The 22263-nt window shown below is 71.5% G+C and carries 24 protein-coding genes; 11 read left to right on the top strand and 13 right to left on the bottom strand.

Annotated features, from left to right (window positions below; all coding sequences use genetic code 11):
- The first annotated feature begins 70 nt into the window (after nucleotides 1-70).
- The 3 genes from IF12_RS25390 (at nucleotide 71) to IF12_RS0102390 (ending at nucleotide 1681) form a co-directional block, all read left to right on the top strand.
- Nucleotides 71-544: a hypothetical protein gene (locus tag IF12_RS25390; RefSeq protein WP_133884152.1), complete on the top strand. Its 474-nt coding sequence runs from the start codon at nucleotides 71-73 to the stop codon at nucleotides 542-544.
- A gap of 5 nt (nucleotides 545-549) precedes the next feature.
- Nucleotides 550-1269: a class F sortase gene (locus IF12_RS25385; protein ID WP_133884151.1), complete on the top strand. Its 720-nt coding sequence runs from the start codon at nucleotides 550-552 to the stop codon at nucleotides 1267-1269.
- Nucleotides 1270-1336: 67 nt separating this feature from the next.
- Nucleotides 1337-1681, top strand: a complete 345-nt coding sequence (locus IF12_RS0102390; protein ID WP_030144667.1) for a VOC family protein — start codon at nucleotides 1337-1339, stop codon at nucleotides 1679-1681.
- Between the two features lie 59 nt (nucleotides 1682-1740).
- On the opposite strand, the gene IF12_RS0102385 is transcribed toward IF12_RS0102390, so the two are convergent.
- From IF12_RS0102385 to IF12_RS0102365, 5 genes are all read right to left on the bottom strand, one after another.
- Complete coding sequence (locus IF12_RS0102385; protein WP_030144666.1) at nucleotides 1741-2553, bottom strand: sugar phosphate isomerase/epimerase; 813 nt, start codon at nucleotides 2551-2553, stop codon at nucleotides 1741-1743.
- A complete protein-coding gene (locus IF12_RS0102380) occupies nucleotides 2550-3746 on the bottom strand; it encodes a dihydrodipicolinate synthase family protein (protein WP_369807671.1) in 1197 nt (398 codons plus the stop codon). The genes IF12_RS0102385 and IF12_RS0102380 overlap by 4 nt, the downstream gene beginning before the upstream one ends.
- Nucleotides 3638-4792, bottom strand: coding sequence for a Gfo/Idh/MocA family protein (locus IF12_RS0102375; protein ID WP_030144664.1), 1155 nt, complete (start codon nucleotides 4790-4792; stop codon nucleotides 3638-3640). The genes IF12_RS0102380 and IF12_RS0102375 overlap by 109 nt, the downstream gene beginning before the upstream one ends.
- A 268-nt stretch (nucleotides 4793-5060) precedes the next feature.
- The gene (locus IF12_RS0102370; RefSeq protein ID WP_030144663.1) at nucleotides 5061-5423 is read right to left on the bottom strand and encodes a hypothetical protein; all 363 of its coding nucleotides are present in this window, start codon (nucleotides 5421-5423) and stop codon (nucleotides 5061-5063) included.
- Nucleotides 5424-5425: 2 nt separating this feature from the next.
- Nucleotides 5426-7936 (bottom strand): SseB family protein, encoded by a 2511-nt coding sequence (locus IF12_RS0102365; protein ID WP_030144662.1) that lies wholly within the window; start codon nucleotides 7934-7936, stop codon nucleotides 5426-5428.
- A gap of 294 nt (nucleotides 7937-8230) precedes the next feature.
- On the opposite strand from IF12_RS0102365, the gene IF12_RS0102360 reads away from it, so the two are divergent.
- From IF12_RS0102360 to IF12_RS0102325, 8 genes are all read left to right on the top strand, one after another.
- Nucleotides 8231-9307, top strand: a complete 1077-nt coding sequence (locus IF12_RS0102360; protein ID WP_051703863.1) for a S8 family serine peptidase — start codon at nucleotides 8231-8233, stop codon at nucleotides 9305-9307.
- A 52-nt stretch (nucleotides 9308-9359) separates the two neighbouring features.
- A complete protein-coding gene (nth, locus tag IF12_RS0102355; RefSeq protein ID WP_231492291.1) occupies nucleotides 9360-10151 on the top strand; it encodes an endonuclease III in 792 nt (263 codons plus the stop codon).
- Complete coding sequence (locus tag IF12_RS23665; RefSeq protein WP_051703862.1) at nucleotides 10148-10708, top strand: TlpA disulfide reductase family protein; 561 nt, start codon at nucleotides 10148-10150, stop codon at nucleotides 10706-10708. The genes nth and IF12_RS23665 overlap by 4 nt, the downstream gene beginning before the upstream one ends.
- A complete protein-coding gene (locus IF12_RS0102345; protein WP_051703861.1) occupies nucleotides 10705-11373 on the top strand; it encodes a CoA pyrophosphatase in 669 nt (222 codons plus the stop codon). The genes IF12_RS23665 and IF12_RS0102345 overlap by 4 nt, the downstream gene beginning before the upstream one ends.
- 30 nt (nucleotides 11374-11403) lie before the next feature.
- Nucleotides 11404-12600 carry a MarP family serine protease gene (locus IF12_RS0102340; RefSeq protein ID WP_030144657.1) on the top strand — a complete coding sequence of 399 codons (1197 nt, stop codon included), beginning with the start codon at nucleotides 11404-11406 and terminating at the stop codon, nucleotides 12598-12600.
- Nucleotides 12601-12902: 302 nt separating this feature from the next.
- Nucleotides 12903-13580, top strand: coding sequence for a Crp/Fnr family transcriptional regulator (locus IF12_RS0102335; RefSeq protein ID WP_030144656.1), 678 nt, complete (start codon nucleotides 12903-12905; stop codon nucleotides 13578-13580).
- A 150-nt stretch (nucleotides 13581-13730) separates the two neighbouring features.
- Nucleotides 13731-14012 (top strand): F0F1 ATP synthase subunit epsilon, encoded by a 282-nt coding sequence (locus IF12_RS0102330; protein WP_030144655.1) that lies wholly within the window; start codon nucleotides 13731-13733, stop codon nucleotides 14010-14012.
- Between the two features lie 2 nt (nucleotides 14013-14014).
- Nucleotides 14015-14452: a DUF2550 domain-containing protein gene (locus IF12_RS0102325; RefSeq protein WP_081912963.1), complete on the top strand. Its 438-nt coding sequence runs from the start codon at nucleotides 14015-14017 to the stop codon at nucleotides 14450-14452.
- Nucleotides 14453-14532: 80 nt separating this feature from the next.
- Here IF12_RS0102325 and IF12_RS0102320 read toward each other — a convergent pair whose 3' ends face one another.
- The 8 genes from IF12_RS0102320 to IF12_RS0102285 all read right to left on the bottom strand — a co-directional run bounded on the left by IF12_RS0102320 (nucleotide 14533) and on the right by IF12_RS0102285 (nucleotide 22243).
- Entirely contained in the window at nucleotides 14533-14727 is a 195-nt protein-coding gene (locus IF12_RS0102320; RefSeq protein WP_035748196.1) for a helix-turn-helix transcriptional regulator, read from the bottom strand.
- 40 nt (nucleotides 14728-14767) lie between these two features.
- Nucleotides 14768-15616, bottom strand: a complete 849-nt coding sequence (locus IF12_RS0102315) for an ABC transporter permease (protein WP_030144653.1) — start codon at nucleotides 15614-15616, stop codon at nucleotides 14768-14770.
- Nucleotides 15617-15711: 95 nt separating this feature from the next.
- Complete coding sequence (locus tag IF12_RS0102310) at nucleotides 15712-16644, bottom strand: ABC transporter ATP-binding protein (RefSeq protein WP_030144652.1); 933 nt, start codon at nucleotides 16642-16644, stop codon at nucleotides 15712-15714.
- Nucleotides 16645-16768: 124 nt separating this feature from the next.
- A complete protein-coding gene (locus IF12_RS0102305) occupies nucleotides 16769-17794 on the bottom strand; it encodes a hypothetical protein (protein ID WP_030144651.1) in 1026 nt (341 codons plus the stop codon).
- On the bottom strand, nucleotides 17791-18909 hold the full coding sequence (locus tag IF12_RS0102300; RefSeq protein WP_081912960.1) for an ABC transporter permease: 1119 nt from the start codon (nucleotides 18907-18909) through the stop codon (nucleotides 17791-17793). The genes IF12_RS0102305 and IF12_RS0102300 overlap by 4 nt, the downstream gene beginning before the upstream one ends.
- Nucleotides 18902-20416, bottom strand: a complete 1515-nt coding sequence (locus IF12_RS0102295; protein ID WP_030144649.1) for a sugar ABC transporter ATP-binding protein — start codon at nucleotides 20414-20416, stop codon at nucleotides 18902-18904. The genes IF12_RS0102300 and IF12_RS0102295 overlap by 8 nt, the downstream gene beginning before the upstream one ends.
- Before the next feature lie 101 nt (nucleotides 20417-20517).
- Nucleotides 20518-21501, bottom strand: a complete 984-nt coding sequence (locus tag IF12_RS0102290; protein WP_030144648.1) for an ABC transporter substrate-binding protein — start codon at nucleotides 21499-21501, stop codon at nucleotides 20518-20520.
- A gap of 160 nt (nucleotides 21502-21661) precedes the next feature.
- On the bottom strand, nucleotides 21662-22243 hold the full coding sequence (locus IF12_RS0102285; protein WP_030144647.1) for a cob(I)yrinic acid a,c-diamide adenosyltransferase: 582 nt from the start codon (nucleotides 22241-22243) through the stop codon (nucleotides 21662-21664).
- Between the last annotated feature and the right edge of the window lie 20 nt (nucleotides 22244-22263).

Genomic DNA, 22263 nt, shown 5'->3' with positions numbered 1-22263 from the left:
TACCGTGAGCCATTGACACGTCACGTGGGACCGGGTGCCTCCCGGTGCCGATCGGGGAGGAACCTTGCCCATGCGAATGCCCCAGCCCTTCCGAGGGATGCTCGCCGCGATCGGGCTCAGCGCCGCGATCGTGCTGTCCACGGCCGTTCCGGCGAACGCGGCCATCACCGTCACGCTCTCGCCGACGGCGGGAGCGGTCGGCACGCGCGTGGACGCGCTCGCCTCGAACTGCAACCAGAACGCGACGGCGGTCGTGGAGGGCACGGACGTGAGCATCGCCTTGCCGCGCAACAACAACAATGCCCAAGGGAACTTCACGGTGCCGCAGGGCATGAAGACCGGGACGTACACGGTGCTGGTGACGTGTGGTTCGGACAGCGCCTCGGCGAAGTTCACGGTGACCTCGGGTTCGGGTGCGGCGACCGGCGGCGGCTCGACCGCGTCGGACGCTTCTTCGGCGGTCCTGTGGTCGGGTGCGGGGATCGTGCTCGCGGCGGCGGCCGGGATGTGGCTGCTCAAGCGCCGCAGCAGTGCCGCGGCCTAGGCCGCATGGGCGAGTCGGGCGGGGCTCCTGAACCCGCGGTCCACCGGCCGGAGCCGGCGTTCCGGCCGGTGGCCGCCGTGGTGCTCGCGATCCTCCTCGCCGGGGGACTCGGTCTCGTGGTCGGCAGTGTGGTCCCGATGCCGCATCTGCGGCTGCCGCAGTTCGGCGACGACCCGTTCGCGGTCGCCGATCCGGCGGGCGGGGACTGGCTCGGCCGCTCCGAGCCGACGCGGGTGGACATCGAGGCGGTCGGGGTCCACGCCCCGCTGACCGGGCTCGGTCTCGATCGCAACGGGGACTTCGAGGTTCCGGCGCTGCGCAAGCCCCATGAGGCGGGCTGGTTCGAGCACGGGCCGACGCCCGGGGAGTTCGGGCCGACGGTCCTGCTGGGCCATGTGGACACCGACCGGAGCGGCCCGGCGGTGTTCTTCCCGGTCAAGGAGCTGGAGGCGGGCGACGTGATCGAGGTGACCCGCGAGGACGGGATCGTGGTGGTCTACGAGGTGACCGGGACCGAGTCGTATCCGAAGCGGCGATTGCCGTACGAGGAGGTGTTCGGGGTCGAGGCGGTGCCCGCGCTGCGGCTGATCACCTGCGGCGGCGAATTCGGCCGGGGCGGGTACGCCGAGAACGTCGTGGTCTTCGCTCGCTATGCGGCGCACCGGAAGGCGACCGAGCAGGACGAGCGGCGCCCGCTCAACGGCCGCGAGCACTTCCTGGATTGAACGGCTCGATCTCGCGGAATAACCCAAGCGGCCGAAAATGTCTCATCTTGCCGATAGCGTCGAAGACATGAAACTTCGCATCGTGAACGTCACCGTGAACACCGAGCGGCCGAAGGAGCTCGCCAAGTGGTGGGCCGCCGCGCTCGGCACCGAGATCAGCAAGGACTGGGGCGAGTACGTCGTCGTCGGCGACGGCGAGTCCACCGGCATGTCCTTCCAGTACGTCGAGGGCTCGATCCCCGGCCGCGTCCACGTCGACCTCGTGTCGGCAGACGCCGAGGCCACCGTGGGCCGCCTCGTCGAGGCGGGCGCGAGGCGCGTGGGCGACCACGAGGCGCCCGGCGGCGCCTTCACCTGGACGGTCCTCACCGACCCCGACGGCAACCAGTTCTGCGTGTCCTCAGGAGAGTGAGCGGGCCGCGGGTGCGGGGCCGGGCGCTTGACCCCGGCCCGGTCCCGCACCCGCGGAGTTCATGCGAGGGCGCGAGCGAACGCGGCCCTGGTCTCGTCGAAGACCTCCTGCCCCGGGCGGGCCCAGAGGGTGTCGTTGAACAGCTCCACTTCGATCGGACCGGTGAAGCCGGCCGCGTCCACGGTCTCCTGGTACCGCTTCAGGTCGATGCAGCCCTCACCCAGTTGACCGCGCCCGGTCAGCACGCCCGCCGGGAGCGGCGTGATCCAGTCGGCGAGCTGGAACGAGGCGATGCGGCCTTCGGCCGCGGCCCTGGCGATCCCGTCCCACACCTGCGGGTCCCACCAGATGTGGTAGGTGTCGACCACGACGCCGACCTGCTCGGCCGGGAACGGCGCGGCCAGATCCAGGGCCTCGCCGAGGGTCGCGACCACGCACCGGTCGCTCGCGAACATCGGGTGCAGCGGTTCGATCGCGAGCGTCACGCCCCGCTCCCCCGCGTACGGGGCGAGTCGCGCGAGGGCTTCTTTGACGCCTTCGCGCGCCGAGTCGATCGTGCCGCCCTCCGGGATCGGGCCCGAGACCAAAACCAGTGCCGGAGCGCCCAGTGCGGCGGCCTCGTCGATCGCCCTGCGGTTGTCCTCGATCGCGGCCGGGGTCGGGTCGGTGAAGAACCCGCCGCGGCACAGGCTGGTGACCGCCACGCCGGCGTCCTTGACGAGTTTCGCGGTCGCTTCGAGGCCGAACTCCTGGACCGGTTCGCGCCACAGGCCGATCTTCGATCCGGTGCGCGCGCAGGCCTCCACGGCCTCGCGCTGGTCCCAGAACTTCGCGGTCGCATGGTTGAAGGAGAACCGGTCGAGGACGCTCATGCGAGGCTCCTCGGGGGCTGCCCGGCCACCTTGAGCAGCGCGTTGAACCGGTCGATCGCCTGGTCCTCGTCGGGGAACAGCCGCGCTTCGAGCGCGAGGTCCACGATCTGGCCGAAGTGCGCGATCGAGCGGGCCGACTCCAGGCCGCCGACCATCTTGAAGTGGTCCTGGAAGCCCGAGAGCCACGCCAGGAACACCACGCCGGTCTTGTAGTTGAACGTCGGGGCCTCGAAGACCTTGCGCGCCAGCGGGACCGTCGGGTCCAAGATCGCGTGGAAGGCCGCCACGTCGCCCTCGTCGAGCTTGATCGCGGCCCGCGAGGCGAGCGGCGCGAGCGGGTCGAAGATCCCCAGCAGCGCGTCGGAGTGCCCGAACTCGTCCCCAGCGATGAGCCGCGGGTAGTTGAAGTCGTCGCCGGTGTAGCAGCGGACCCCTTCGGGGAGCCTGCGGCGCAGGGCGATCTCGGCCTCGGCGTCGAGCAGGCTCATCTTGATGCCGTCGATCTTCGCCGCGTTCTCGGTGATGATCTCCACGAACACGTCGGCGGCCTCGGCGAGGTCCGCCGAACCCCAGTAGCCCTCCAGGGCCGGGTCGAACATCGGGCCGAGCCAGTGCAGGATCGCCTTGCCGCTGACCTCGCCGAGGAGTTCGCCGTAGAGGCGGCGGTAGTCGTCGGGGGTCTTCGCGTTCGCGGCGAGCGCCCGCGAGCACATGAGGATCGTGCCCGCTCCGGCGTCCTCGACCACGGCGAGCTGCTCCAGGTAGGCCGCGCGGATCTGGTCGAGCGTGGCCGGTCCGGCGCCGAGCTGGTCGGTGCCGACCCCGCACGCGAGGAGGTCGTCGGGTCCGGCGGCCTCGGCCGAGCGCCGGATGAGCTGCCTGGTGGCCTCCCAGTCCAGGCCCATGCCCCGCTGGGCGGTGTCCATGGCGTCGGCGACGCCGAGCCCGAGGTCCCACAGGTGCCGGCGGAAGGCCAGCGTGGCGTCCCAGTCGACGGCGGCGGGGCGGCCGGGGCCGTTGTCGGCCAGCGGGTCGGCGACCACGTGGGCGGCCGAGTAGATCACGCGGGAGTTGAACTTCCGGGTCACAGGACGAGGTCCTCCAGGTCGATGCGGCGGCCTTCGCGGGCCGAGCGGTAGCCGGCCTCGGCCAGCTGCACGCCGCGGGCGGCGGCGAGGAAGTCGTGGTGCCAGGGGGCGTCGTCCACGACGTGGCGCAGGTACTCCTCCCACTGGAGCTTGAAGCCGTTGTCGAAGACCTCGTTGTCGGGAACCTCGTGCCACTGCCGCCGGAAGGGGATGGGCTGGTCGATGTCGGGGTTCCACACGGGCTTGGGGGTGTGGGCGCGGTGCTGGGCCCGGACTTTGCGCAGCCCGGCGATGGCCGAGCCCTCGGTGCCGTCGACGTGGAACTCGACGAGCTCCTCGCGGTCGACGCGGGTGGCCCAGGAGGAGTTCATCTGGACGACGGTGCCGTCCTGGAGCTCGAAGATGGCGTAGGCGGCGTCGTCGGCGGTGGCGGCGTAGGCGCGGCCCTGCTCGTCGAAGCGCTCGGGGAGGTGGGTGGTGACGTGGGCGGTCACGGACTTGACCGGGGAGAGCGTGCCCTCGAACACGTAGGACCAGTGGGGGAACATGTCCAGGACCATGCCGCCGCCGTCCTCGGCGCGGTAGTTCCAGGAGGGGCGCTGGGCCTCCTGCCAGTCGCCTTCGAAGACCCAGTAGCCGAATTCGCCGCGCACGGACAGGACTTTGCCGAAGAAGCCGGAGTCGACCAGGCGCTTGAGCTTGCGCAGGCCCGGGAGGTACAGCTTGTCGGCGACGGCGCCGTTCTTGACGCCGGCGTCGCGGGCGGCGCGGGCGAGGCCGAGGGCGTCTTCGAGGCTCGTGGCGATGGGCTTCTCGGTGTACACGTGCTTGCCGGCCTTGATCGCGCTGTTGACGGCGGCGAGGCGGTGCTGCGTGGTGAGGGCGTCGAAGTAGACCTGGATCGAGTCGTCGCCGAGGGCCTCGTCGAGGCTGGTGGTGTACTTGTCCAGCCCGTGGCGCCCGGCGATCTCGGCGAGCTTGTCGGCGCTGCGGCCGACCAGGGTGAGCTCGGGCCAGATGACGCTGCCGTCGGCGCGCTCCACGCCGCCCTGGTCCCGGATGGCCAGGAGCGAGCGCACGAGGTGCTGGCGGTAGCCCATGCGCCCGGTCACCCCGTTGAGGGCGATGCCGACGGTGATTCGTTCTGCCATAGGGATCTGCTCCAGAAGTCAGCTAGTCCGGTCCGCTGCTCCGCGGGCGTTCGCCGGGGAGGTCGCGTTGCGGCTCCGCAAGCGTCCGCTGAAGTCAGGCAAACGCTTTCTTATATTTCCTGAAGCATACAGCAAAACCCCTCCGGTGTGAAAGCGGTCGCTCGACAGATTTACGAGAATGAATACAACGTGTTCAGGCCTTGCGCCGCAAGGCCTCCCGGGTGCAGCGGAACCCCGGTCGAGGCCGACCGGGGTTCACGCGAGAGGTCTAGAGGTACTGCTCGGCGATCTCGCCGACCTCCTCGGCGGGGGCCCAGATCTGGTACACCCCGTTGTCGTACGGTTCGAGGCCCAGCGAGCGGGCCACGTCGGCGCGCCCGCCCCGGTACTCCAGGCGCACCCAGTCGCCGGAGGCACCGAGCACGAAGAACGGCTCGCCCCTCCAGGTGCAGACGGTGCGCACGTAGAAGAAGTCGTCGAGCTCCCCGATCGGGACGCCGCGCCGGTACCGGCCCTCGGCGACCTCCACGAAGCCGTCCCCGCCGGTCGGCGAGTACAGGCGCACGTGGGCCCCGTCGGGACTGGAGTCGTACTCGGCGCCCTTCCAGCGGGCGATGTAGCCGTCCCTCATGGCTAGGCGTCCTTCCATTCGCGGTCCCTGTGGTCCAGGACGGAGGCCGCCCGTTCCTCGGGGGCCGGCCGCACCAGGTCGTAGTGGCCCGAGGCGTCGCCCCAGGCCTCGCCGAGCGCGCTGTCGTAACCGGCCGCGCCGTCGTAGCCGGCGCTCGGGCCGCCCGCGCCGTCGCCTCCGGCGTAGCCGTAGGACTCGCCCGTCGGTCCGGCCGGCGGCGGCGTGTCGGAGGCCGGGGCGGCCGGCAGGGCCGGGGTCGAGGGCGCCTCGATCGCCGCCGGGCCGCCGAAGGCGCCGTCGACCGGCGTCCACTCGCGGGTGTCGGCGTCGTAGAGCGCGATGTCGGTGACCTCGCCGCGCGAGTCGATCCGGAGGATCTTCGCGGCGTGCGGCAGCCGCACCGAGTCCACCTTGTGCTCGGGGATGCGGTCCTCGGGCGACTCCGAGGGCGCGAAGCCGTCGCCGCGGAACGGGCCGGCCTCGACGATGGTGCCGCCGCGGGACTCGGCCGTGGCGAAGTCGTTGCCGCCGAGGGCCTGCGGGTACAGGTCGGTGCGGTAGCCGATCCAGCGGAGCACGTGCACCGAGTCGTCGGTGGGGCTGAAGTCCTCGCTGGAGCGGATGAGCCCGAGCGCGAGGTAGAGCTGGGCGGGGGTGCGCAGGTGGTCCACCGCGTCCGCGGGGTGCACGAAGCCGCCGACGCGGTCGTAGCCGCGTTCGAGGTAGAACGGCACCTGGTGGTGCGGGATGGTCTTCTGCCACAGGACCGGCTGGACCCGGTGGGCCGGGGAGAGGCGCGCGGCCGCGGCCTGGCGCTGCTCCATCTCGGTCGCGAACGTCAGCAGGTCCTTGGCCTCGGCCCACTTCAGGAGCGGCTCGACCTCGGGGCCGGACATGTTCGCGCCGACCTCGGTCCCGGGGTTGACGTAGAGCGCGTAGTCCTGGCCCGGCCAGTGCTGGATGAGCCAGCCGAACGGCACGATCGTGTGCGGGGTGTCCTCCCCCGCGCGCTCGGCCATCCGCTCGACGGTGGTGTAGACGGTGATCCCGATGATGCCGTCGACGATGTCGCTCGACCAGCGGAAGGCCGGGTCGCCGACGCGGATGTGCGCGGCGGCCGGGTCGCCCACGGGCAGGACCACGCTGGCGCACAGCAGGGTCTGGAGGAAAGTCGCGGTGTCGCCCGAGGAGGCGGCCTCGGCCAGGAGCGGCTCGGCGTCCTCGCCGGAGAGCTCCACGGGGCGCGGCGCGTGCTGCGCCGGGCTCGGCGCCGGCTCGGGCTCGGCGCCGCGGCGGCCGAAGGCGCTCGACATGGAGGCGAAGGCCTCGGCGTCGCGCGGCGGCTCCTCGCCGGGCCGGTTCACGGCGGTGAAGCCCTCGCCCGGCGGTCCGAAGGAACCGGCGGCCTGCGGGTCGCGGCGCGGCGGGCCGCCGAAGGCCTCGCTGCGCGGGCCGGCCGGAGAGCCGCCGAAGGCGTCGTTGGCCGGTCCGAACGCGTCGCCGCTCGGGGCGCCGCCGAAGGCCTCGGCCGCGGAGTACGGCTCGGGGTGCGCGGCCGGCGGGGCCGGCTCGCGCGTCGGCAGCGTCAGCGGGTCCGGCTGCTGGTCGCGCAGCCAGTCCGGGGCGTCGGGCCACTGGTCCTGCTCGCCGGGCCACTGCGGCTCGGCCGGGAAGGACGACTGCGGCTGCGAGGCGTGGCTCGGCGGCTGGGAGCCGGGGCCCTGCGGCGGGTACTGCGGCGAGGCGGCGGCCGGCGGCTGGCTCGGCGGCGCGTCCTGGAAGGAGTGGCCGTTGAACGCCTCGGGCTCGGGGGCGCTCTCGCCCGGGGGCTGGCGCAGCGGCAGGCCCGCCGAGGTCTTCCCCGCGATGGTCGAGTGCTGGCCGGTGGGGCCGTTGAGGTCGGAGGAGCGCCGCGGCGCGGGCGGGACGTCCGGCACCGGCGGCGCGGGCGGCATGAAGCTGCCGCCTTCGCGGGGGGCCGGGGCGGACGCGGGGGGCATGAAGCCGCCGCCGCGCGAGGTCGGGGCCGGGGCCATCGGGTTCGCGAACGGGTCGGAGTGCGCGACCGCCGAGAAGCGGTCCTGCGGCGGGTACTGCTCGGCGGGCGGGGTCGGCGGCGCCGGGTCGGCCGGGACGGTCGTCATGCCCTGGGCGACCTGGGCGACGAACCACGCCGGGAGGTAGCCCTCGATCGGCAGGCCCGGGTTGACCGCGAGCCACCACTCCTCGTCGGGCCAGGCCCCTGCCAGCGCGGTGAAACCCACGCGGCGGGAGGCCCCGGCGTTGTCGCGCAGGCACACCTGGAGCGCGCTCTCAGAGGTGAAGGCGAGGATGTGCGTGCGGTCGTCGGTCGTCCACGTGGCCCAGGTGTCCGCGCCCCCGCCATTGGAGTCCTCATAGGACAGTGGGAGGACGAGTTCGATCTGCGCCAGGATTCTGAAGTATCCGTCCTGGTCCTCGGCTCGCAGCGCCTCCCGGAGACGGTGCTCGATCTCGTTACTCGGTTCCCACATCGATCCCACTCAGCCCTTCCCCCCTACCGGTCTTGGATGGGGCGGTGTCGAGCGAACGCGGCGTCCCCTCGCGATCGTCACCGTAACGCGCGCGGCCTGTCAAGTTTCCGTCAGTAGGCCGAGAATAACGAATTCATAAAGAAGCACGCGTGTCATTCCCACGCTGTGGGCCTGTCGCTGTGTGACGATCCCGTTCTCATGAGGGACCGAACCGCTTCCCGCGCCTTGGCGGGCGCCGCCGCGACGCTTCTGGGGCTCTTGCTGTGCGGTGCCCCTTCGGAGGCGTCTTCGCCCGTGGCGTGGCATCTGTCCGCGGTCGACGCCCCCGCCGCCTGGGAGGCGGCCACCGGCGAGGGGATCACGGTCGCCGTCGTCGACTCGGGTGTGGACGCCGACCACCCCGACCTGGCGGGGGCGGTGCTCCCCGGCCGCAGCTACGTCGATCTCGACCCGGGCGACGAGCCGCGGCTCATGGCCTTCGGCTCGGAGCAGGACCCGGTGTACGAGCGGGCCTTCGGCCAGGCCGACCCGGTGGGCCACGGGACGGCCGTGGCGGGCCTGATCGCCGCGCGCGCCGTCTCCGGGCGCCCGGGGGTGGCCCCGGACGCGGTGATCCTGCCCGTGCGGGTCCTCGACGACGAGAACCGCTACCACGATTCGGCGATGGTCGGCGCGGCCGTGGAGTGGGCGGTGGACAACGGCGCGGACATCGTGAACCTCTCCTTGGGCGGCAACTACGACTCGGCGCAGTTCGCCGAGGCCCTCGCCTACGCCGAGCGCCACGACGTGCTCGTGGTGGCCTGCACCGGCAACCAGCGTGGCGACGGCCCCGAGGAGGAGGTGTGGTTCCCCGCGCGCGTCCCGGACGTGCTCGCGGTGACCGGCACCGACGCGGAGGGCCGCCGCTGGCAGACGGCGATCACCGGCGAGGCGACCGACCTGGCCGCGCCCGGCGCGGACCTGTGGGCGCCCGAGCCCGGCGGCGGGCACAAGGCGGTGACCGGCACCTCGTTCGCCTCGGCGCTCGTGTCGGGCGCGGCGGCGCTGGTGCGCTCGGCGCATCCGGACTGGACCGCCGCCGAGGTGCGCCGGGCGCTCACCGCGACCGCGCGGCCCGGCGGTTCGGGCCTGGGCGCGGGCGTGGTGGACGCGGCCGCGGCGCTCGACGCCGACGTCTCCGCACCGCCGCCCGCCGAGGCGAGCCCAGCGCTCACTCCGGCGTGGAGCCTGGCCGCGACGGCGGCCGGAGGCGGGCTGCTGGGCCTGTCGGCGCTGCTGCTGCGCGGCCGGCGGCGGCTGCGGGCGCGGTATCGGAGCGTGTCGCGGCCCAGGGGCGCGCGGGTGCGCGCCGCGGCGCGGCCCGGCGTGTGAGGGCCGACGCGCAAGGCCGGGACCGGGATCGGGCCCGCGTACCATGGACGGGGTGACCGCCGCCGACGCCCGCTCAAGCCGGAACACGACTCGGGGGCCCCGCCGCGAGGCCGCCGAGAGCGAGCTGGCCAAGAAGCGCCGGGCCCGCAGGATCAACCGCCTCCTCGCCGAGGCCCACCCCGACGCCCACTGCGAGCTCGACTACGCGAACCCGCTCGAACTGGCCGTCGCCACGATCCTCTCGGCCCAGTGCACGGACGTGCGGGTGAACCTGACGACGCCCGCGCTGTTCGCGAAGTACCGCACGGCCGAGGACTACGCCGAGGCGAACCCCGAGGAGGTCGAGGCGATCATCCGGCCGACGGGCTTCTACCGCAACAAGACCCGGTCGATCATCGGCCTCGGCAAGGCCCTGGTCGCCGACCACGGCGGGACCCTCCCCGAGGACATGGCCGCCCTGGTGAAGCTCCCGGGGATCGGGCGCAAGACCGCGAACGTCATCCGCGGCAACGCCTTCGCCATCCCGGGGATCACCGTCGACACGCACATGATCCGCATTACGAACCGGCTCGGCCTCGTCGAGGGCAAGGACCCGGTGAAGCTGGAGTTCCAGCTCCAGAAGCTCATCGAGCCGCGCGAGTGGACCATGTTCTCCCACCGGATCATCTTCCACGGCCGCCGCGTCTGCATCGCCCGCAAGCCGGCGTGCGGGGCGTGCCTGCTGGCGACGCAGTGCCCGTCCTTCGGCGAGGGCCCCACCGACCGGGCCGAGGCCGCGAAGCTGCTGCGCGGCGACAACATCCCCGACCTGCTGCGCCTCGCCGGAGACGAGGTGAGCGCGTGAAGCGGGCCCTGGCCGCCTCGGCGGCCGCGCTGCTCCTGGCGCTCACCGCCTGCGCCGAGGACGCCCCACCGGCATCGGAGGCGGCCGAGGGCGAGCCGACCTGGTCGGTCGCGTGCGCCTCCGGCACGACCCCGATCGAGGGCGTCGGCGAACTCGAACTCGACTGCCTCGGCGACGAGGCGGCCACCGCGGTCGCCACCGCAGGCAAGCCGCTCCTGGTGGTCCTGTGGGCGAGCTGGTGCGGGCCGTGCCAAGACGAGGCCCCCGAAGTGCAGGCCTTCTACGAGGCGCACGGCGACCAGGTCGACGTGCTCGGCGTCGACACGGCCGACACGCGGGCCAAGGGCCGCTGGTTCGCCGAGGACTTCGGCATGACCTACCCGTCGGTCTTCGACCCCGAGGAGGCCGTCCGCATCGGACTCGGCGTCCCGGCCCTGCCCGGCATCGCGTTCGTCGCCCCCGACGGCACCGTGGCCGAACTGCTCGTCGAACCGGGCGTCACCTTCGAGGCCCTCACCGCGACCGCGAACGACGCGTTCGGTCTGGAGCTGCCGTGACCGGCGCGAACGGAGCCCGCCCCGACTGGTGGCCGCCGCTGCTCAAGGCCGCGGCCGAGGCCGAACCGCCGACGGTCATGCGCGTCATCGCCGACCACTTCCACCCGCACGCCGAGGAGGACGCGCGCTCGGCCTCGGTCCTGGTGCTGCTCAAGGAGTCCGAAGCCGATTCGGGTCCCTCGGTGCTGCTCCAGCAGCGGGCCGCGACGCTGCGCCACCACCCCGGCGAGGTCGCCTTCCCCGGCGGCGCGGCCGACCCCGAGGACGCCGACGCGACCGCGACGGCCCTGCGCGAGGCGGCCGAGGAGCTCGCCGTCGACCCCGGCACCGTCGCGGTCGGCGCGACGCTCCCGCCACTGTGGATCCCCGTCTCGGGCTTCGCGGTCACCCCCGTCCTGGGGCTGTGGCGCGAGCCCCACACCGTCGCCCCGCAGGCGGCCTCCGAAGTCGCTGCGGCGCACCAGGTCCCGCTGGCACTGCTGGCCGATCCGGACGCGCGCGGCACGGTCCGCTACCCGTCGGGCCGCGGCGGCCCGTGCTTCCGGATCCCGGGCGTACCCCTGATTTGGGGCTTCACGGCCGGGGTACTGTCATGGCTCCTGGAGTTGGGCGGCTGGTCCCGGCCCTGGGACTCGGGTCGGACCATGGAGCTCGAAGGGCGCTAGCGCCCCCGGAGAAGAAGGCGGGGTGGGCGGATGAGCGCGACCGGCACCGGTCTCATGGTCGACGTCGTCATCGTGCTGCTGGCGCTCCTGTTCGCCATCAACGGCTACCGCGAGGGCTTCATCACCTCGGCCACCACCTTCCTCGGGTTCCTCGGCGGCGCGGTCCTCGGCGCGCAGCTCGCCCCGTTCGCGGCCGACTTCTACGCGGCCGCGCTCACCAAGCTCGTCGTCTCGCTCGTGGTCGTCTTCGCGCTCGCGCTCGGCGGCATGGCCCTGGCCACGGCGATCGGGTACCGGCTGCGCAAGCGCCTGAAGTCGAACGGCTCCAAGAAGCTCGACCACCTGCTGGGCCCGCTCGTCTCGATCATCGCCGTCCTCCTGGTCACGTGGGTCACCGCCGCGCCGCTGGCCAGCTCGTCCATGCCCGCGGTCGCGGGCGCGGTGCGCAATTCGAGCCTCGTCAGCGGCATCGACGAGTACATGCCCGACTCGGTCAAGGGCGTCTACGAGTCGATGCGCGACTCGCTGAACACCTCGGGGATGCCGAACGTGTTCTTCGGGCTCAACCCGACCGACGCCCGCGAGGTCCCGCCGCCCGATCCCGAACTCGCGGCCTCGGGCCTGGTGGTCGGCGCCGAAGCGTCGGTGCTCAAGGTCCACGGCTCGGCGCCCTCGTGCGACCGCCAGATCGAGGGGTCGAGCTTCGTCTACGCCGACGGGCTCGTGGCCACCAACGCCCACGTGGTCGCCGGGACCGACTCGGTCCGCGTCGAGTCGAAGGGCGACTTCTACGACGCCGAGGTGATCGTGTTCGAGCCCGACAAGGACCTGGCGATCCTGTCGGTCCCGGGCCTGGACGCCCCGGCGCTGCCGCTGCGGACGGCGCTCGCGGCCTCGGGCGACGACGCGGTCGTCCTCGGCTACCCCGGCGGCGGGGCCTACACGGCGACGGCCGCGCGCATCCGCGAGGCGCGGATCGTCACCGGACCCGACATCTACGACGACGGCACGGTCACCCGCGAGGTCTACCAGCTCTACGCGCACATCATCGGCGGCAATTCCGGCGGCCCGCTCCTCAATCCCGACGGCGAGGTGATCGGCGTGATCTTCGCGGCCGCGGTCGACGATCCGGAGACCGGATACGCCCTCACGATCGCCGAGTCCGCATCCGTCCTCGATGCCGGCCGCAGGTCCACCGGACCGGTCGGCACCGGTTCGTGCACCTGAGCGGTCTCCGCGCGACTTTCGCCATTGCCTGATGCTGGGCGTGACGTCACATTGCGGGTAGGCTGTACCGGTCGCCGCCGACGCGTTCCGTTCCGCGGAGCGAACACCCTGCTGAAGCGGCGCGTTGAGTCTCACGTCGTGACGCTCGGAACGGACGGAACACATTCATTCGGATACGAATGTCGATTTCCGCGCCTGCGGTGCGCATGTGGATTTACGGGGGTCTCGCTCCCGCAATGCGGACAAGAGGCATAGACTCAGTACTTGCACTAGCGGTGCGTTGAAGAAAGGTGCGAACGGACATGGAAGATGTATTGGCCAGGGCCGCCCTGTTCAAGGGTGTCGACCCGGAAGCTGTCGAGTCGCTCATCAAAGAGATGGAGTACATCGACGTCAACAAGGGCCAGACTGTCTTCACCGAGAACGAGCCGGGTGACAGTCTCTACATCGTCATGTCCGGGAAGGTGAAGCTCGGCCGCCGCTCCGCCGACGGGCGCCAGAACCTGATCGCGGTGATGGGCCCCTCCGACATGGTCGGCGAGCTCGCACTGTTCGACCCCGGCCCGCGCACCGCCACCGCCACCGCTTTGACCGACACCCGCCTGGCCCGCCTGTCGAAGACCGCGCTGCGGCCCTGGCTGGCGAACCGGCCGGAGATCGCCGAGCAGCTCCTTCGGGTGATAGCACGCCGGCTCCGTCGCACCAACGACTCCATGGCCGACCTCATCTTCACCGACGTGCCCGGCCGCGTCGCGAAGGCCCTGCTGCACATGGCGAGCCGCTTCGGCACTCGCGACGGCGGCGTCCTGCGCGTCACCCACGACCTCACGCAGGAGGAGCTGGCCCAGCTGGTCGGCGCCTCCCGCGAGACGGTGAACAAGGCCCTGGCCGACTTCGCCGGGCGCGGCTGGCTGCGCCTGGACGGCAAGAGCGTCATCATCATGGACCCCGAGCGGTTGGCTCGGCGCGCCCGCGTCTGAGGCATCGATCGATCGCAGGGCCCCCGGCCGCGCCGGGGGCCTTCGTCGTCCAAGGTGACGTCCCCGGCCCCACCCCCAGGCGATTCGACGTTCGCGCCCGCAGCCGTCTAGACTTCCGGTAACCATCCCGCAGTCTGCTGAAGGAGCGTTGTGGCAGGGCAACTGAACGTCGAAGTCGTGGCCGTCGAGTCGAAGGTGTGGTCGGGCACGGCCAAGGCCGTCTACGCGCGCACCACCGAAGGCGAACTGGGCGTGCTGCCCGGCCACCAGCCGCTGCTCGGCGAGCTGCGGATCGACAGCACCGTGCGCGTGCAGCCGCTCGAGGGCGGCGAGCTCGCCTGGCAGGTCGAAGGCGGATTCCTGTCGGTGACCACCGACGGCGTCACCATCCTCGCCGAGACCGCCGAAGCGGTCGCCCCCGCTTCGGCCTGACCATGCTGAAGGCACTGCTCGTCGTCGCCGCCCTGGCGGGGGCCGTCGCGGTGTTCCTGGTACTCACGTACGTCCGGCGCTCGTTCTTCTCGCGCGCCGGATCGGTGGCGATGGCCGCCCGGCTCTCCCGGCACATGGAAGGGCGCGGTTGGGCGCCCGGCTTCGCCGTGTACGAGAGCGGCAACCTCCGCTGGTACCGGATGTTCTCCCTGGCGTTCGGGCCGCGCTACACCCTCTCGCGCGAAGACCTCCAGGTCTCCGAGCGCCGCAAGCCGATCGGGCCCGAGGCCCAGATCTTCCCGCCCGAAGTGGCGGTCCTGCGCTGTAAGAGCGCCACCGGCGAGGTCGAACTCGCCATGACCACCTCGGCCGTCACCGGCTTCCTCTCCTGGCTCGAAGCCGCTCCCCCGGGAGCGGCTTTTTACTCCGAACGCGACTGACCTTCCGCATGGAGAGGCCCCGCGCTGCGGACGGCCTTTCGGCCGGGGTGTCTCCGGAGCGCGGGGCGGGAACCCCTCCTTCAGGCGCCGAGGCGCGGGAAGGGCTTGGTCGAGAAGAGCACTTCCACCGGGACCTCGAAGTACTCGGCGAGCTTCAGGGCCAGGTGCAGGCTCGGCGAGTACTCGCCGCGTTCGAGGTAGCCGACGGTCTGGTAGTGCACCCCGAGGGCGTCGGCCAGTTGGCGGCGCGAGACGCCCCGTTCGGCCCGCAGCATCGCGATGCGGTTGTAGACCTCGTCCCCGGCCACGGCTCGATCACCAGTCCCTCTGCAAGTCGGCGCGCCTCGCGGCCACCGCCGAGCCCGACTCCCGCCGCGACATGCGCCGCAGCAGCCGGGGCGCGAGCGCCATCGAGACCACGGCCCACAACGCGAGCACGGCGAACATCGTAAGGGTCCGCCACTCGCCGCCGATCTCCACCGCGGCCATGGACTCCGGGAGCAGCGCATGGCGCATCCCCAGGCCCATCCAGTACATCGGGAAGACCTGCCCGATGCCCTGGAGCCAGCTCGGCAGCGCGGCGATCGGGTAGAAGATCCCCGAGATCGCGACCATGGCCATGATCGGGAACATCACCAGCCCCATGTTGCGCGGGTTGTCGATGAGCGCCCCGAGGACCGCGCCCATCGGGAAGACCGACACGATCCCCATGACCAGCACCGCGATGAACAGCAGCCACCGGTCCGGGCTCGCGAAGTCCAGGCCCTCGAACAGCGCCAGACCCACCGCGAGCAGCATCACGGCGCCCACGGTGACGTACAGCGCGGTCGAGACCATCTGGCCGACCAGGTAGCCGGTCATGCCGCCGGGCATCGACTTGGCGCGCAGCAGCGTCCCGTTGGTGCGGTCCATCGCCAAGGTGCCGACGATGCCCATGATGCCGCCGAAGACGATGTTCATGCCGATGAGGCTCGGCATGTTCATCGACCCGAGCGAGACCGGGGCGCCTTCGAAATCGGCGCCCCGCAGGAAGAACAGGACCGTGATCGCGATGGCCGTGGGCAGGAAGAATCCCAGGACGTCGCCGAGCGTGGTCGCCGAGATGCGCGTCTCGATCAGCCCGCGCTTCCAGCCGGTCCTGTACTCGTGCAAAGTGGTGTTCATCGGGTGGCCTCTCTCTTGCGAGCCATAAGTGTGCGAGTCCCCTTGCGACGCTTGCGAGCCATCAGTTTGTGCCCCTTGGCGACGCTTGCGAGCCATCAGTTTGTGAGGAAGGAGTCGACGGCCTTCTCGGCCTGGCCGGCTTCGGCGGTGCCGCTCTCGAACGCCGCCACGAGGCCGAGGTAGGCGTCCTCCAGGCTGGCGCGGTGGACTTGGAGGTCGGTGACGGCCCCCTCGTCGGTCGCCAGGAGCTTGCGGACGAAGCCGGTCGCGTCCTCCGTGGCGTGGACCTGGAGCGCGCCGTCCTGGACCCACTTGACCTCGGCGGTGGTGGAGGCGGCGCGGGCGAGCTGGTCGGGCGATCCGTCGGCGATGATGCGCCCGCCCGCGAGGATGACGATGCGCTCGGCGAGCTTCTCGGCCTCGCCGAGGTCGTGCGTGGTGAGCAGGATCGTGGTCCCGTCGAGGTCGGTGAGCCGGTGGATGAGCTCGTGGAACTCGCGGCGGGCGTGCGGGTCGAAACCGGTGGTGGGCTCGTCGAGGAACAGCAGCGCGGGCCTGCCGATGATGCCGAGGGCGACGTCGAGGCGGCGGCGCTGGCCGCCCGAGAGGGTCCGGACCCGCTGCCCGGCCTGCTCGGCGAGGCCGACCACGTCGAGCAGCTCGTCGGCGCCGTACGGCTCGGCGTAGGGCCTGTAGTACTCGGCGAAGTGGCCGACGAGGTCGCGCACCTTCCACTTGCCGTTGTCGCGCCATTCCTGGAGCACGACGCCGAGCCGGGCCCGCCAGGCCTCGCCGCCGTGGGCGGGGTCGACGCCGAGGACCTGCACGTCGCCGCCGGAGCGGGCGCGGAAGCCCTCGAGGATCTCGATCGTGGTGGTCTTGCCCGCGCCGTTGGGCCCGAGGAGGGCGGTGACGCCGCCGGCCTCGATCCGCAGGTCGAGCCCGGTGAGCACGTCCTTGTCGCCGTAGCGCATCCGCAGGTCGGATACGGCGATGGCGGGCCCGTCGGAAGTCGGGGGGTGTCCCATCTGCATCTCCGTTGCAATGGTCTGTCGATTGATAGCACTCATGCTACATCTTGTCGAAGTGCTCCGCCAACCCGGATATGACGAGGGCCGCTCACCGAACGGTGAGCGGCCCTCTGACGTGCGACTACGCCCGGCGCTTCTCCCCCGACCGCGCCAGGACCCGCTGCAACAGGATGAACGCGAGCAGCAGCACGCCCATGGCGATCCGCGCCCACCACGAGGACAGGTTCCCCTGGAAGGCGATGAGCGTGTTCAGCAGGCCCCACACCAGGACCCCCGCGAGGGTCCCGAGCACGAACCCGGCCCCGCCGGTCAGCAGCGTCCCGCCGATGACCACCGCCGCGATCGCGTCGAGCTCGGCGCCGACGTTCGCCAGCGGGTTCGCGCTCTTGGTCGCGAACGCCGCCAGCACCCCCGCCAGGGCCGCGCAGAACCCCGACACCGCGTAGACGCCGATCTTCGTGCGCGCCACCGCCAGCCCCATGAGCAGCGCCGAGGACTCCGACCCGCCCACGGCGTAGACGCTGCGGCCGAACCGCGTGTAGTGCAGCACCGCGAACGCGATGATCACCACCGCGATCGCCACGAACGACAGGTACGGCAGCCAGAACCCGCCCTCGCGCACGTTCCCGAAGTCCACATGGGTCATGCCCCACTGGAAGAACCCGATCTCGCGCATCGACACGTCGGTGTCGGAGATCTGGAGCGTCAGGCCCCGGAACAGGAAGAGCCCCACCAAGGTCGCGATGAACGGCTGCACCTCGAAGCGGTGGATCACCGCCCCGATGAACAGCCCCCAGCCGGTCCCGAACGCGAGCACGAGCACCAGCGCCACGGGCGCGGCGATCCCGGCGTCCACGGTCAGCCACGCGCACGCCATGGTCGAGAAGGCCATCACCGAGCCCACCGACAGGTCGATCCCGCCCGAGAGGATCACGAAGGTCATCCCCACTGCGATCACCAGGAGCGGGGCGTTGTCGATGAAGAGCTTCGCTACCACCTGGCTGTTGCCGAAGTTCGGGTAGTTGGCGACGCCGCCGAGGTAGAGCGCGACCAGCAGCGCCACGGTCACGCTGATCGGCAGGTACCGCGACAGGCCGTCGAAGAGGGTCGAGCGCGCCGGGCGCTCGGTCAGCTGCACGGTGCTCATGGCGCCGCGACCTCCTTCGGTTCATCGGTCTCCGGTGGGGCCTCGGCGGACGGCCCGCGGGTGAACGGCCCCAGGATCCAGGCCCGGAACCGCGCGCTCTGGAGGAGCGCGACGGCGAAGACCACGAGGGCCTTGGCCGTGAACTGCCACTGGCTGGACAGGCCCACGTTGATGATGGTGTCGTCGAGCGTGCCGATGATCGCCACGCCGACGGTGGTGCCCAGCAGGAAGAACCGGCCGCCGAGCAGCGAGGTCCCGCCGATGACGACGGCGAGGATCGCGTCCAGTTCGATCCACAGTCCGCCGTTGTTGGCGTCGGCGCTGGCGAGGTTCGCGGAGCCGATGAGGCCCGCGAGTCCGGCGCACAGGCCGCACACGAGGTAGGCGAGGACGGTGATCCCCTTGGAGCGGATGCCGGCCAGGCGCGAGGCCTCGGGGTTGCCGCCGACCGATTCGAGGAGCATCCCCAGGGCGGTGCGCCGCGTGAGCAAAGCGAGCAGGACGAGCACCGCGACGGCGATGACGATCGGCACCGGGACGGTGAGGATCGCGCCGCGCCCGAGCCGGGTGTAGGGGCTGGAGCCGTCCACGGTCGGGATCTGGCCGCCGGTGATGAGCTGCGCGATGCCGCGCCCGGCGATCATGAAGATGAGCGTGGCGACGATCGGCTGGATGCCGAAGCGCGCCACCATGACCCCGTTCCAGGCCCCGATGAGGGCGGTGACGGCGAGGGCGAGCGCGACGGCGGTGAGGACGAGCCCGAGCGAGGACTGGTTCCCCGACTCCATGATCATCTGGCAGGCCAGGGCCGCGCCGATGGCGTAGACGGCGCCGACCGACAGGTCGATCCCCTTGGTGGCGATGACGAGCGTCATCCCGAGCGCGATGAGCAGCAGCGGCGCGGAGCGGCGCAGGATGTTGACGAAGGCGCCGCCGAGGCGCCCGTCGTTGACGCTCGGGAGGATGAAGTCGAAGCCGGTGACGGCGATGTTGACGACGATGAGCGCGGCGAGCACCAGCAGCGGCCACATGAGGCGCTTGAGGTAGGCGCTTCGGCGCACGCGCGCGAGGCCCGCGGTGAGGGCCGCGCGCCCGCCGTTTCCGTTGCTACTCATGGCCGCCCCTTGCGACGATGGTGTCCACGATGCGTTCGTGCGTCCGCTCGGACTCGGTTTCGAGCACGTCGATGAGCTCGCGGTCGCGCAGGACCGCGATCCGGTCGGACAGCCGCGTGACCTCGTCGAGTTCGGCGGAGACGAACAGGACCGACATGCCCTCGGCCGAGAGCTCGGCGACGAGCCGCTGGATGTCGGCCTTCGCGCCGACGTCGATGCCCCTGGTGGGCTCGTCGAGGATGAGCAGCCGCGGTTCGATGAGCAGCCAGCGGGCCAGGAGCACCTTCTGCTGGTTGCCGCCCGAGAGGTTCTTGACGGGCATGTCGGGGTCGGCCGGGCGGATGCCGAGCTTGGCGATGAACTCGGCGACGAGCCGTTCGCGCCGGGCCGGCGGCACGGAGCGGGCCCAGCCGCGGGCGGCCTGCATCGCGAGGATCATGTTCTCGCCGACGGTGAGGTCGCCGACGAGCCCTTCGGTCTTGCGGTTCTCGGGGCAGAACGCGATGCCTCGGGCGGCGGCGGTGCGCGGGTTGTGCCCGGTGAGGCGCTTGCCGTCGAATTCGAGCGTGCCGGCGTCGGCCCGGTCGGCTCCGGCGAGGAGCCGGGCGGTCTCGGTGCGGCCCGAGCCGAGGAGCCCGGCGAGGCCGACGACCTCGCCGCGGCGGATCGCGAGGTCGAACGGGGCGATGGAGCCCTTGCGGCCCAGGCCCTTCGCCTCGGCCAGCGGCGTCTCGTCCTCGACGTGGTGGGCGGCGGCGACGCGTTCGATCTGCTCGAGTTCGGCGGCCTCGCGCCCGAGCATGTGTCCGATGAGGGCGTTCTCGCCGAGGTCGGCGGTGTCCCAGGAGCCGATGAGCCTCCCGTTGCGCAGCACCGTCATCCGGTCGGCGATCTCGTAGACCTGGTCGAGGAAGTGCGAGATGAACACCATCGCGACCCCTTCGGCGGCGAGGCGGCGCATGACGCCGAGGAGCACGGCGACCTCGTCGCGGTCGAGCGAGGAGGTCGGCTCGTCGAGGATGAGGACCTTCGCCTTGATGTCGACCGCGCGGCTGATGGCGACGAGCTGCTGCATGGCGATGGAGTACGAGGACAGGGGCGCGGCCACGTTGAGGTCGATGCCGATGTCGTCCAGGAGCGCCTTCGCCTTGCGGCGCATGGCCCTGAAGTTGATGAACGGTCCGAGGCGCGGCTCGCGGCCGGCGAAGAGGTTCTCGGCGACCGAGAGGTTGTCGGTGAGGTTGACCTCCTGGTAGACCGTGGAGATCCCGGCCGCCTGGGCCCCGGCCGGGCTGTGGAACCGGACCGGCCGCCCGTCGAGGAGGATGCGGCCGGCGTCGGGGGCGTGGACGCCCGTGAGGACTTTGATCAGGGTGGACTTCCCGGCGCCGTTCTCCCCCATGACCGCGTGGATCTCGCCCGCCTTGAGGGTGAAGTCCACGCCGTCGAGGGCGCGCACACCGGTGAAGTCCTTCCTGATCCCGGTCATCTGGACGATGTCGGGCATGGGTTTCGACCTTCGCTTCTGCGCACCGGCGTCGGTGCGGCTCTGGGGATGCGGAGCGTCCGGGCGGGCCGTGCGGCCCGCCCGGACCTGTTGCGGGCCCGTCAGAACTGGCGGTTGGGCAGTTCGGCCTCGAACTGGTCGGCGGTGAAGACGCCTTCCTCGACCGGGGTGAACTTCTCGACCGACTCGCCGGCCTCGACCTGCACCACCACGTCCATGAGCTGCGCGCCGAAGGCGGGGTTGCATTCGACGATGTAGTTGAGCTTGCCGTCGACGCCGGCCTGGAACCCGGCCGCGGAGCCGTCGACGATGATGATCTGGATGTCCACGCCCGGCTCGAAGCCGGCCTCCTCGATCGCCTGGATCGCGCCGAGGCCCATCTCGTCGTTGTGGGCGTAGAGCAGGTCGATCCCGTCGAGGCCGTGGGTGGTCACGAAGGTCTCCATGACGGACTTGCCGTTCTCGGCGGTGAAGTCGCCCGACTGGGAGTCGACGAGCTCGTAGTCGAGGCCTTCGGCGTCGAGGACCTCGAAGAACCCGGTCTTGCGGTCGTTGGCCGGGGCCGAGCCGGTGGTGCCCTGGAGTTCGAGGATGCGGGTGCCGTCGGCGTCGTCGGCGAAGGTCTCGACCGTCCACTGCCCGGCCTTGCGGCCCTCTTCGGTGAAGTCGGAGCCCAATCGCGTGACGTAGAGGTCCTCGTCGGCCGCTTCGACGCCGCGGTCGGCGAGCACGACCGGGATGCCGGCGTCCTCGGCCTCCTGGAGCACGTCGGTCCAGCCGGTCTCGACCACGGGGGCGAGCACGATGACGTCGACCTGCTGGGTGATGAAGTTGCGGACGGCCTCGATCTGGCGGTCCTGCTCCTGCTGGCCGTCGACGAACTTGAGTTCGGCGATGCGGTCGTCGGCTTCGGCGGCGGCCTTCACGGAGTCGGTGTTGGCGGTGCGCCAGGCGGATTCGGCGCCGACCTGGGCGAAGCCGACGATGAGGCCGTCGCCGCCGTCGCCGTCGTCACCCCCGCCGCAGGCGGAGAGGCCGAACAGGAGTGCGCCGGCGCCGATGCCGGCGAGGGTTTTCTTGAGCACGTGGGGTGTCGCCTTTCGAAATCGCGGGGATATGAGGGTTTTCGATATTTGCGATCATGCATGTTACCGTTCATATCCTGGCCCGTGTGACCGTTCTCGTCAAGCACGGGGCCCCACTGGGGGCCGTAACGATTTCACAACGCGTCGCAGCGGCGGGCGTCTACTCCTTCGAGGCCCCGGGCCTCCACAGCACGTCGCCGTCCGGGTTCGCCTTGCGCGCCAGCACGAACAAGAGGTCCGAGAGCCGGTTGAGATAGGTCACCGGCACCGCGTGGGTGGTCTCGGGCTCGGCGTCGAGCAGCGCCCACACCGAGCGCTCGGCCCGCCGCGCGACCGTGCAGGCCTGGTGCAGCAGCGCCGCGCCGGGCGTGCCGCCGCGCAGGATGAACGAGCGCAGGTTCTCCAGGTCGGCGTTGCACTCGTCGATCCAGCCCTCGAGTCGCACCACATAGGACTCGTCGATGCGCAACGGCGGGTACTTGGGGTCCTCGGCGACCGGGGTCGAGAGGTCGGCGCCGACGTCGAACAGGTCGTTCTGGACCGCCAGGAGGATCGCCGCCTCCCGTTCGCCGATCTCGCCGGTGTGGAGCGCCAGGGCCGCGCCGATCCCGGCGTTCACCTCGTCCGCGTCGCCGTAGGCGGCGAGCCGCACATGGGTCTTGGGGACCCGGGAGAAGTCGGCGAGCCCGGTCGTGCCGTCGTCGCCCGTCTTGGTGTAGATCCTGGTGAGATTGACCGTCATGCTCCCGACCATATAGCCTC

It is taken from the genome of Glycomyces sp. NRRL B-16210, assembly GCF_000719515.1.
In the GTDB taxonomy this organism is placed as follows: domain Bacteria; phylum Actinomycetota; class Actinomycetes; order Mycobacteriales; family Micromonosporaceae; genus Glycomyces.
This window is presented reverse-complemented; position numbering and strand designations above follow the sequence as displayed.

What these genes read in the sequence shown, in the direction of transcription:
- IF12_RS25390 (WP_133884152.1), top strand. Translation starts at nt 71, where the DNA reads ATGCGAATGCCCCAGCCCTTCCGAGGGATGCTCGCCGCGATCGGGCTC.
- IF12_RS25385 (WP_133884151.1), top strand. Translation starts at nt 550, where the DNA reads ATGGGCGAGTCGGGCGGGGCTCCTGAACCCGCGGTCCACCGGCCGGAG.
- IF12_RS0102390 (WP_030144667.1), top strand. Translation starts at nt 1,337, where the DNA reads ATGAAACTTCGCATCGTGAACGTCACCGTGAACACCGAGCGGCCGAAG.
- IF12_RS0102385 (WP_030144666.1), bottom strand. Translation starts at nt 2,553, where the DNA reads ATGAGCGTCCTCGACCGGTTCTCCTTCAACCATGCGACCGCGAAGTTC.
- IF12_RS0102375 (WP_030144664.1), bottom strand. Translation starts at nt 4,792, where the DNA reads ATGGCAGAACGAATCACCGTCGGCATCGCCCTCAACGGGGTGACCGGG.
- IF12_RS0102370 (WP_030144663.1), bottom strand. Translation starts at nt 5,423, where the DNA reads ATGAGGGACGGCTACATCGCCCGCTGGAAGGGCGCCGAGTACGACTCC.
- IF12_RS0102365 (WP_030144662.1), bottom strand. Translation starts at nt 7,936, where the DNA reads ATGTGGGAACCGAGTAACGAGATCGAGCACCGTCTCCGGGAGGCGCTG.
- IF12_RS0102340 (WP_030144657.1), top strand. Translation starts at nt 11,404, where the DNA reads ATGAGCGCGACCGGCACCGGTCTCATGGTCGACGTCGTCATCGTGCTG.
- IF12_RS0102335 (WP_030144656.1), top strand. Translation starts at nt 12,903, where the DNA reads ATGGAAGATGTATTGGCCAGGGCCGCCCTGTTCAAGGGTGTCGACCCG.
- IF12_RS0102325 (WP_081912963.1), top strand. Translation starts at nt 14,015, where the DNA reads ATGCTGAAGGCACTGCTCGTCGTCGCCGCCCTGGCGGGGGCCGTCGCG.
- IF12_RS0102320 (WP_035748196.1), bottom strand. Translation starts at nt 14,727, where the DNA reads ATGCTGCGGGCCGAACGGGGCGTCTCGCGCCGCCAACTGGCCGACGCC.
- IF12_RS0102315 (WP_030144653.1), bottom strand. Translation starts at nt 15,616, where the DNA reads ATGAACACCACTTTGCACGAGTACAGGACCGGCTGGAAGCGCGGGCTG.
- IF12_RS0102310 (WP_030144652.1), bottom strand. Translation starts at nt 16,644, where the DNA reads ATGGGACACCCCCCGACTTCCGACGGGCCCGCCATCGCCGTATCCGAC.
- IF12_RS0102305 (WP_030144651.1), bottom strand. Translation starts at nt 17,794, where the DNA reads ATGAGCACCGTGCAGCTGACCGAGCGCCCGGCGCGCTCGACCCTCTTC.
- IF12_RS0102300 (WP_081912960.1), bottom strand. Translation starts at nt 18,909, where the DNA reads ATGAGTAGCAACGGAAACGGCGGGCGCGCGGCCCTCACCGCGGGCCTC.
- IF12_RS0102295 (WP_030144649.1), bottom strand. Translation starts at nt 20,416, where the DNA reads ATGCCCGACATCGTCCAGATGACCGGGATCAGGAAGGACTTCACCGGT.
- IF12_RS0102285 (WP_030144647.1), bottom strand. Translation starts at nt 22,243, where the DNA reads ATGACGGTCAATCTCACCAGGATCTACACCAAGACGGGCGACGACGGC.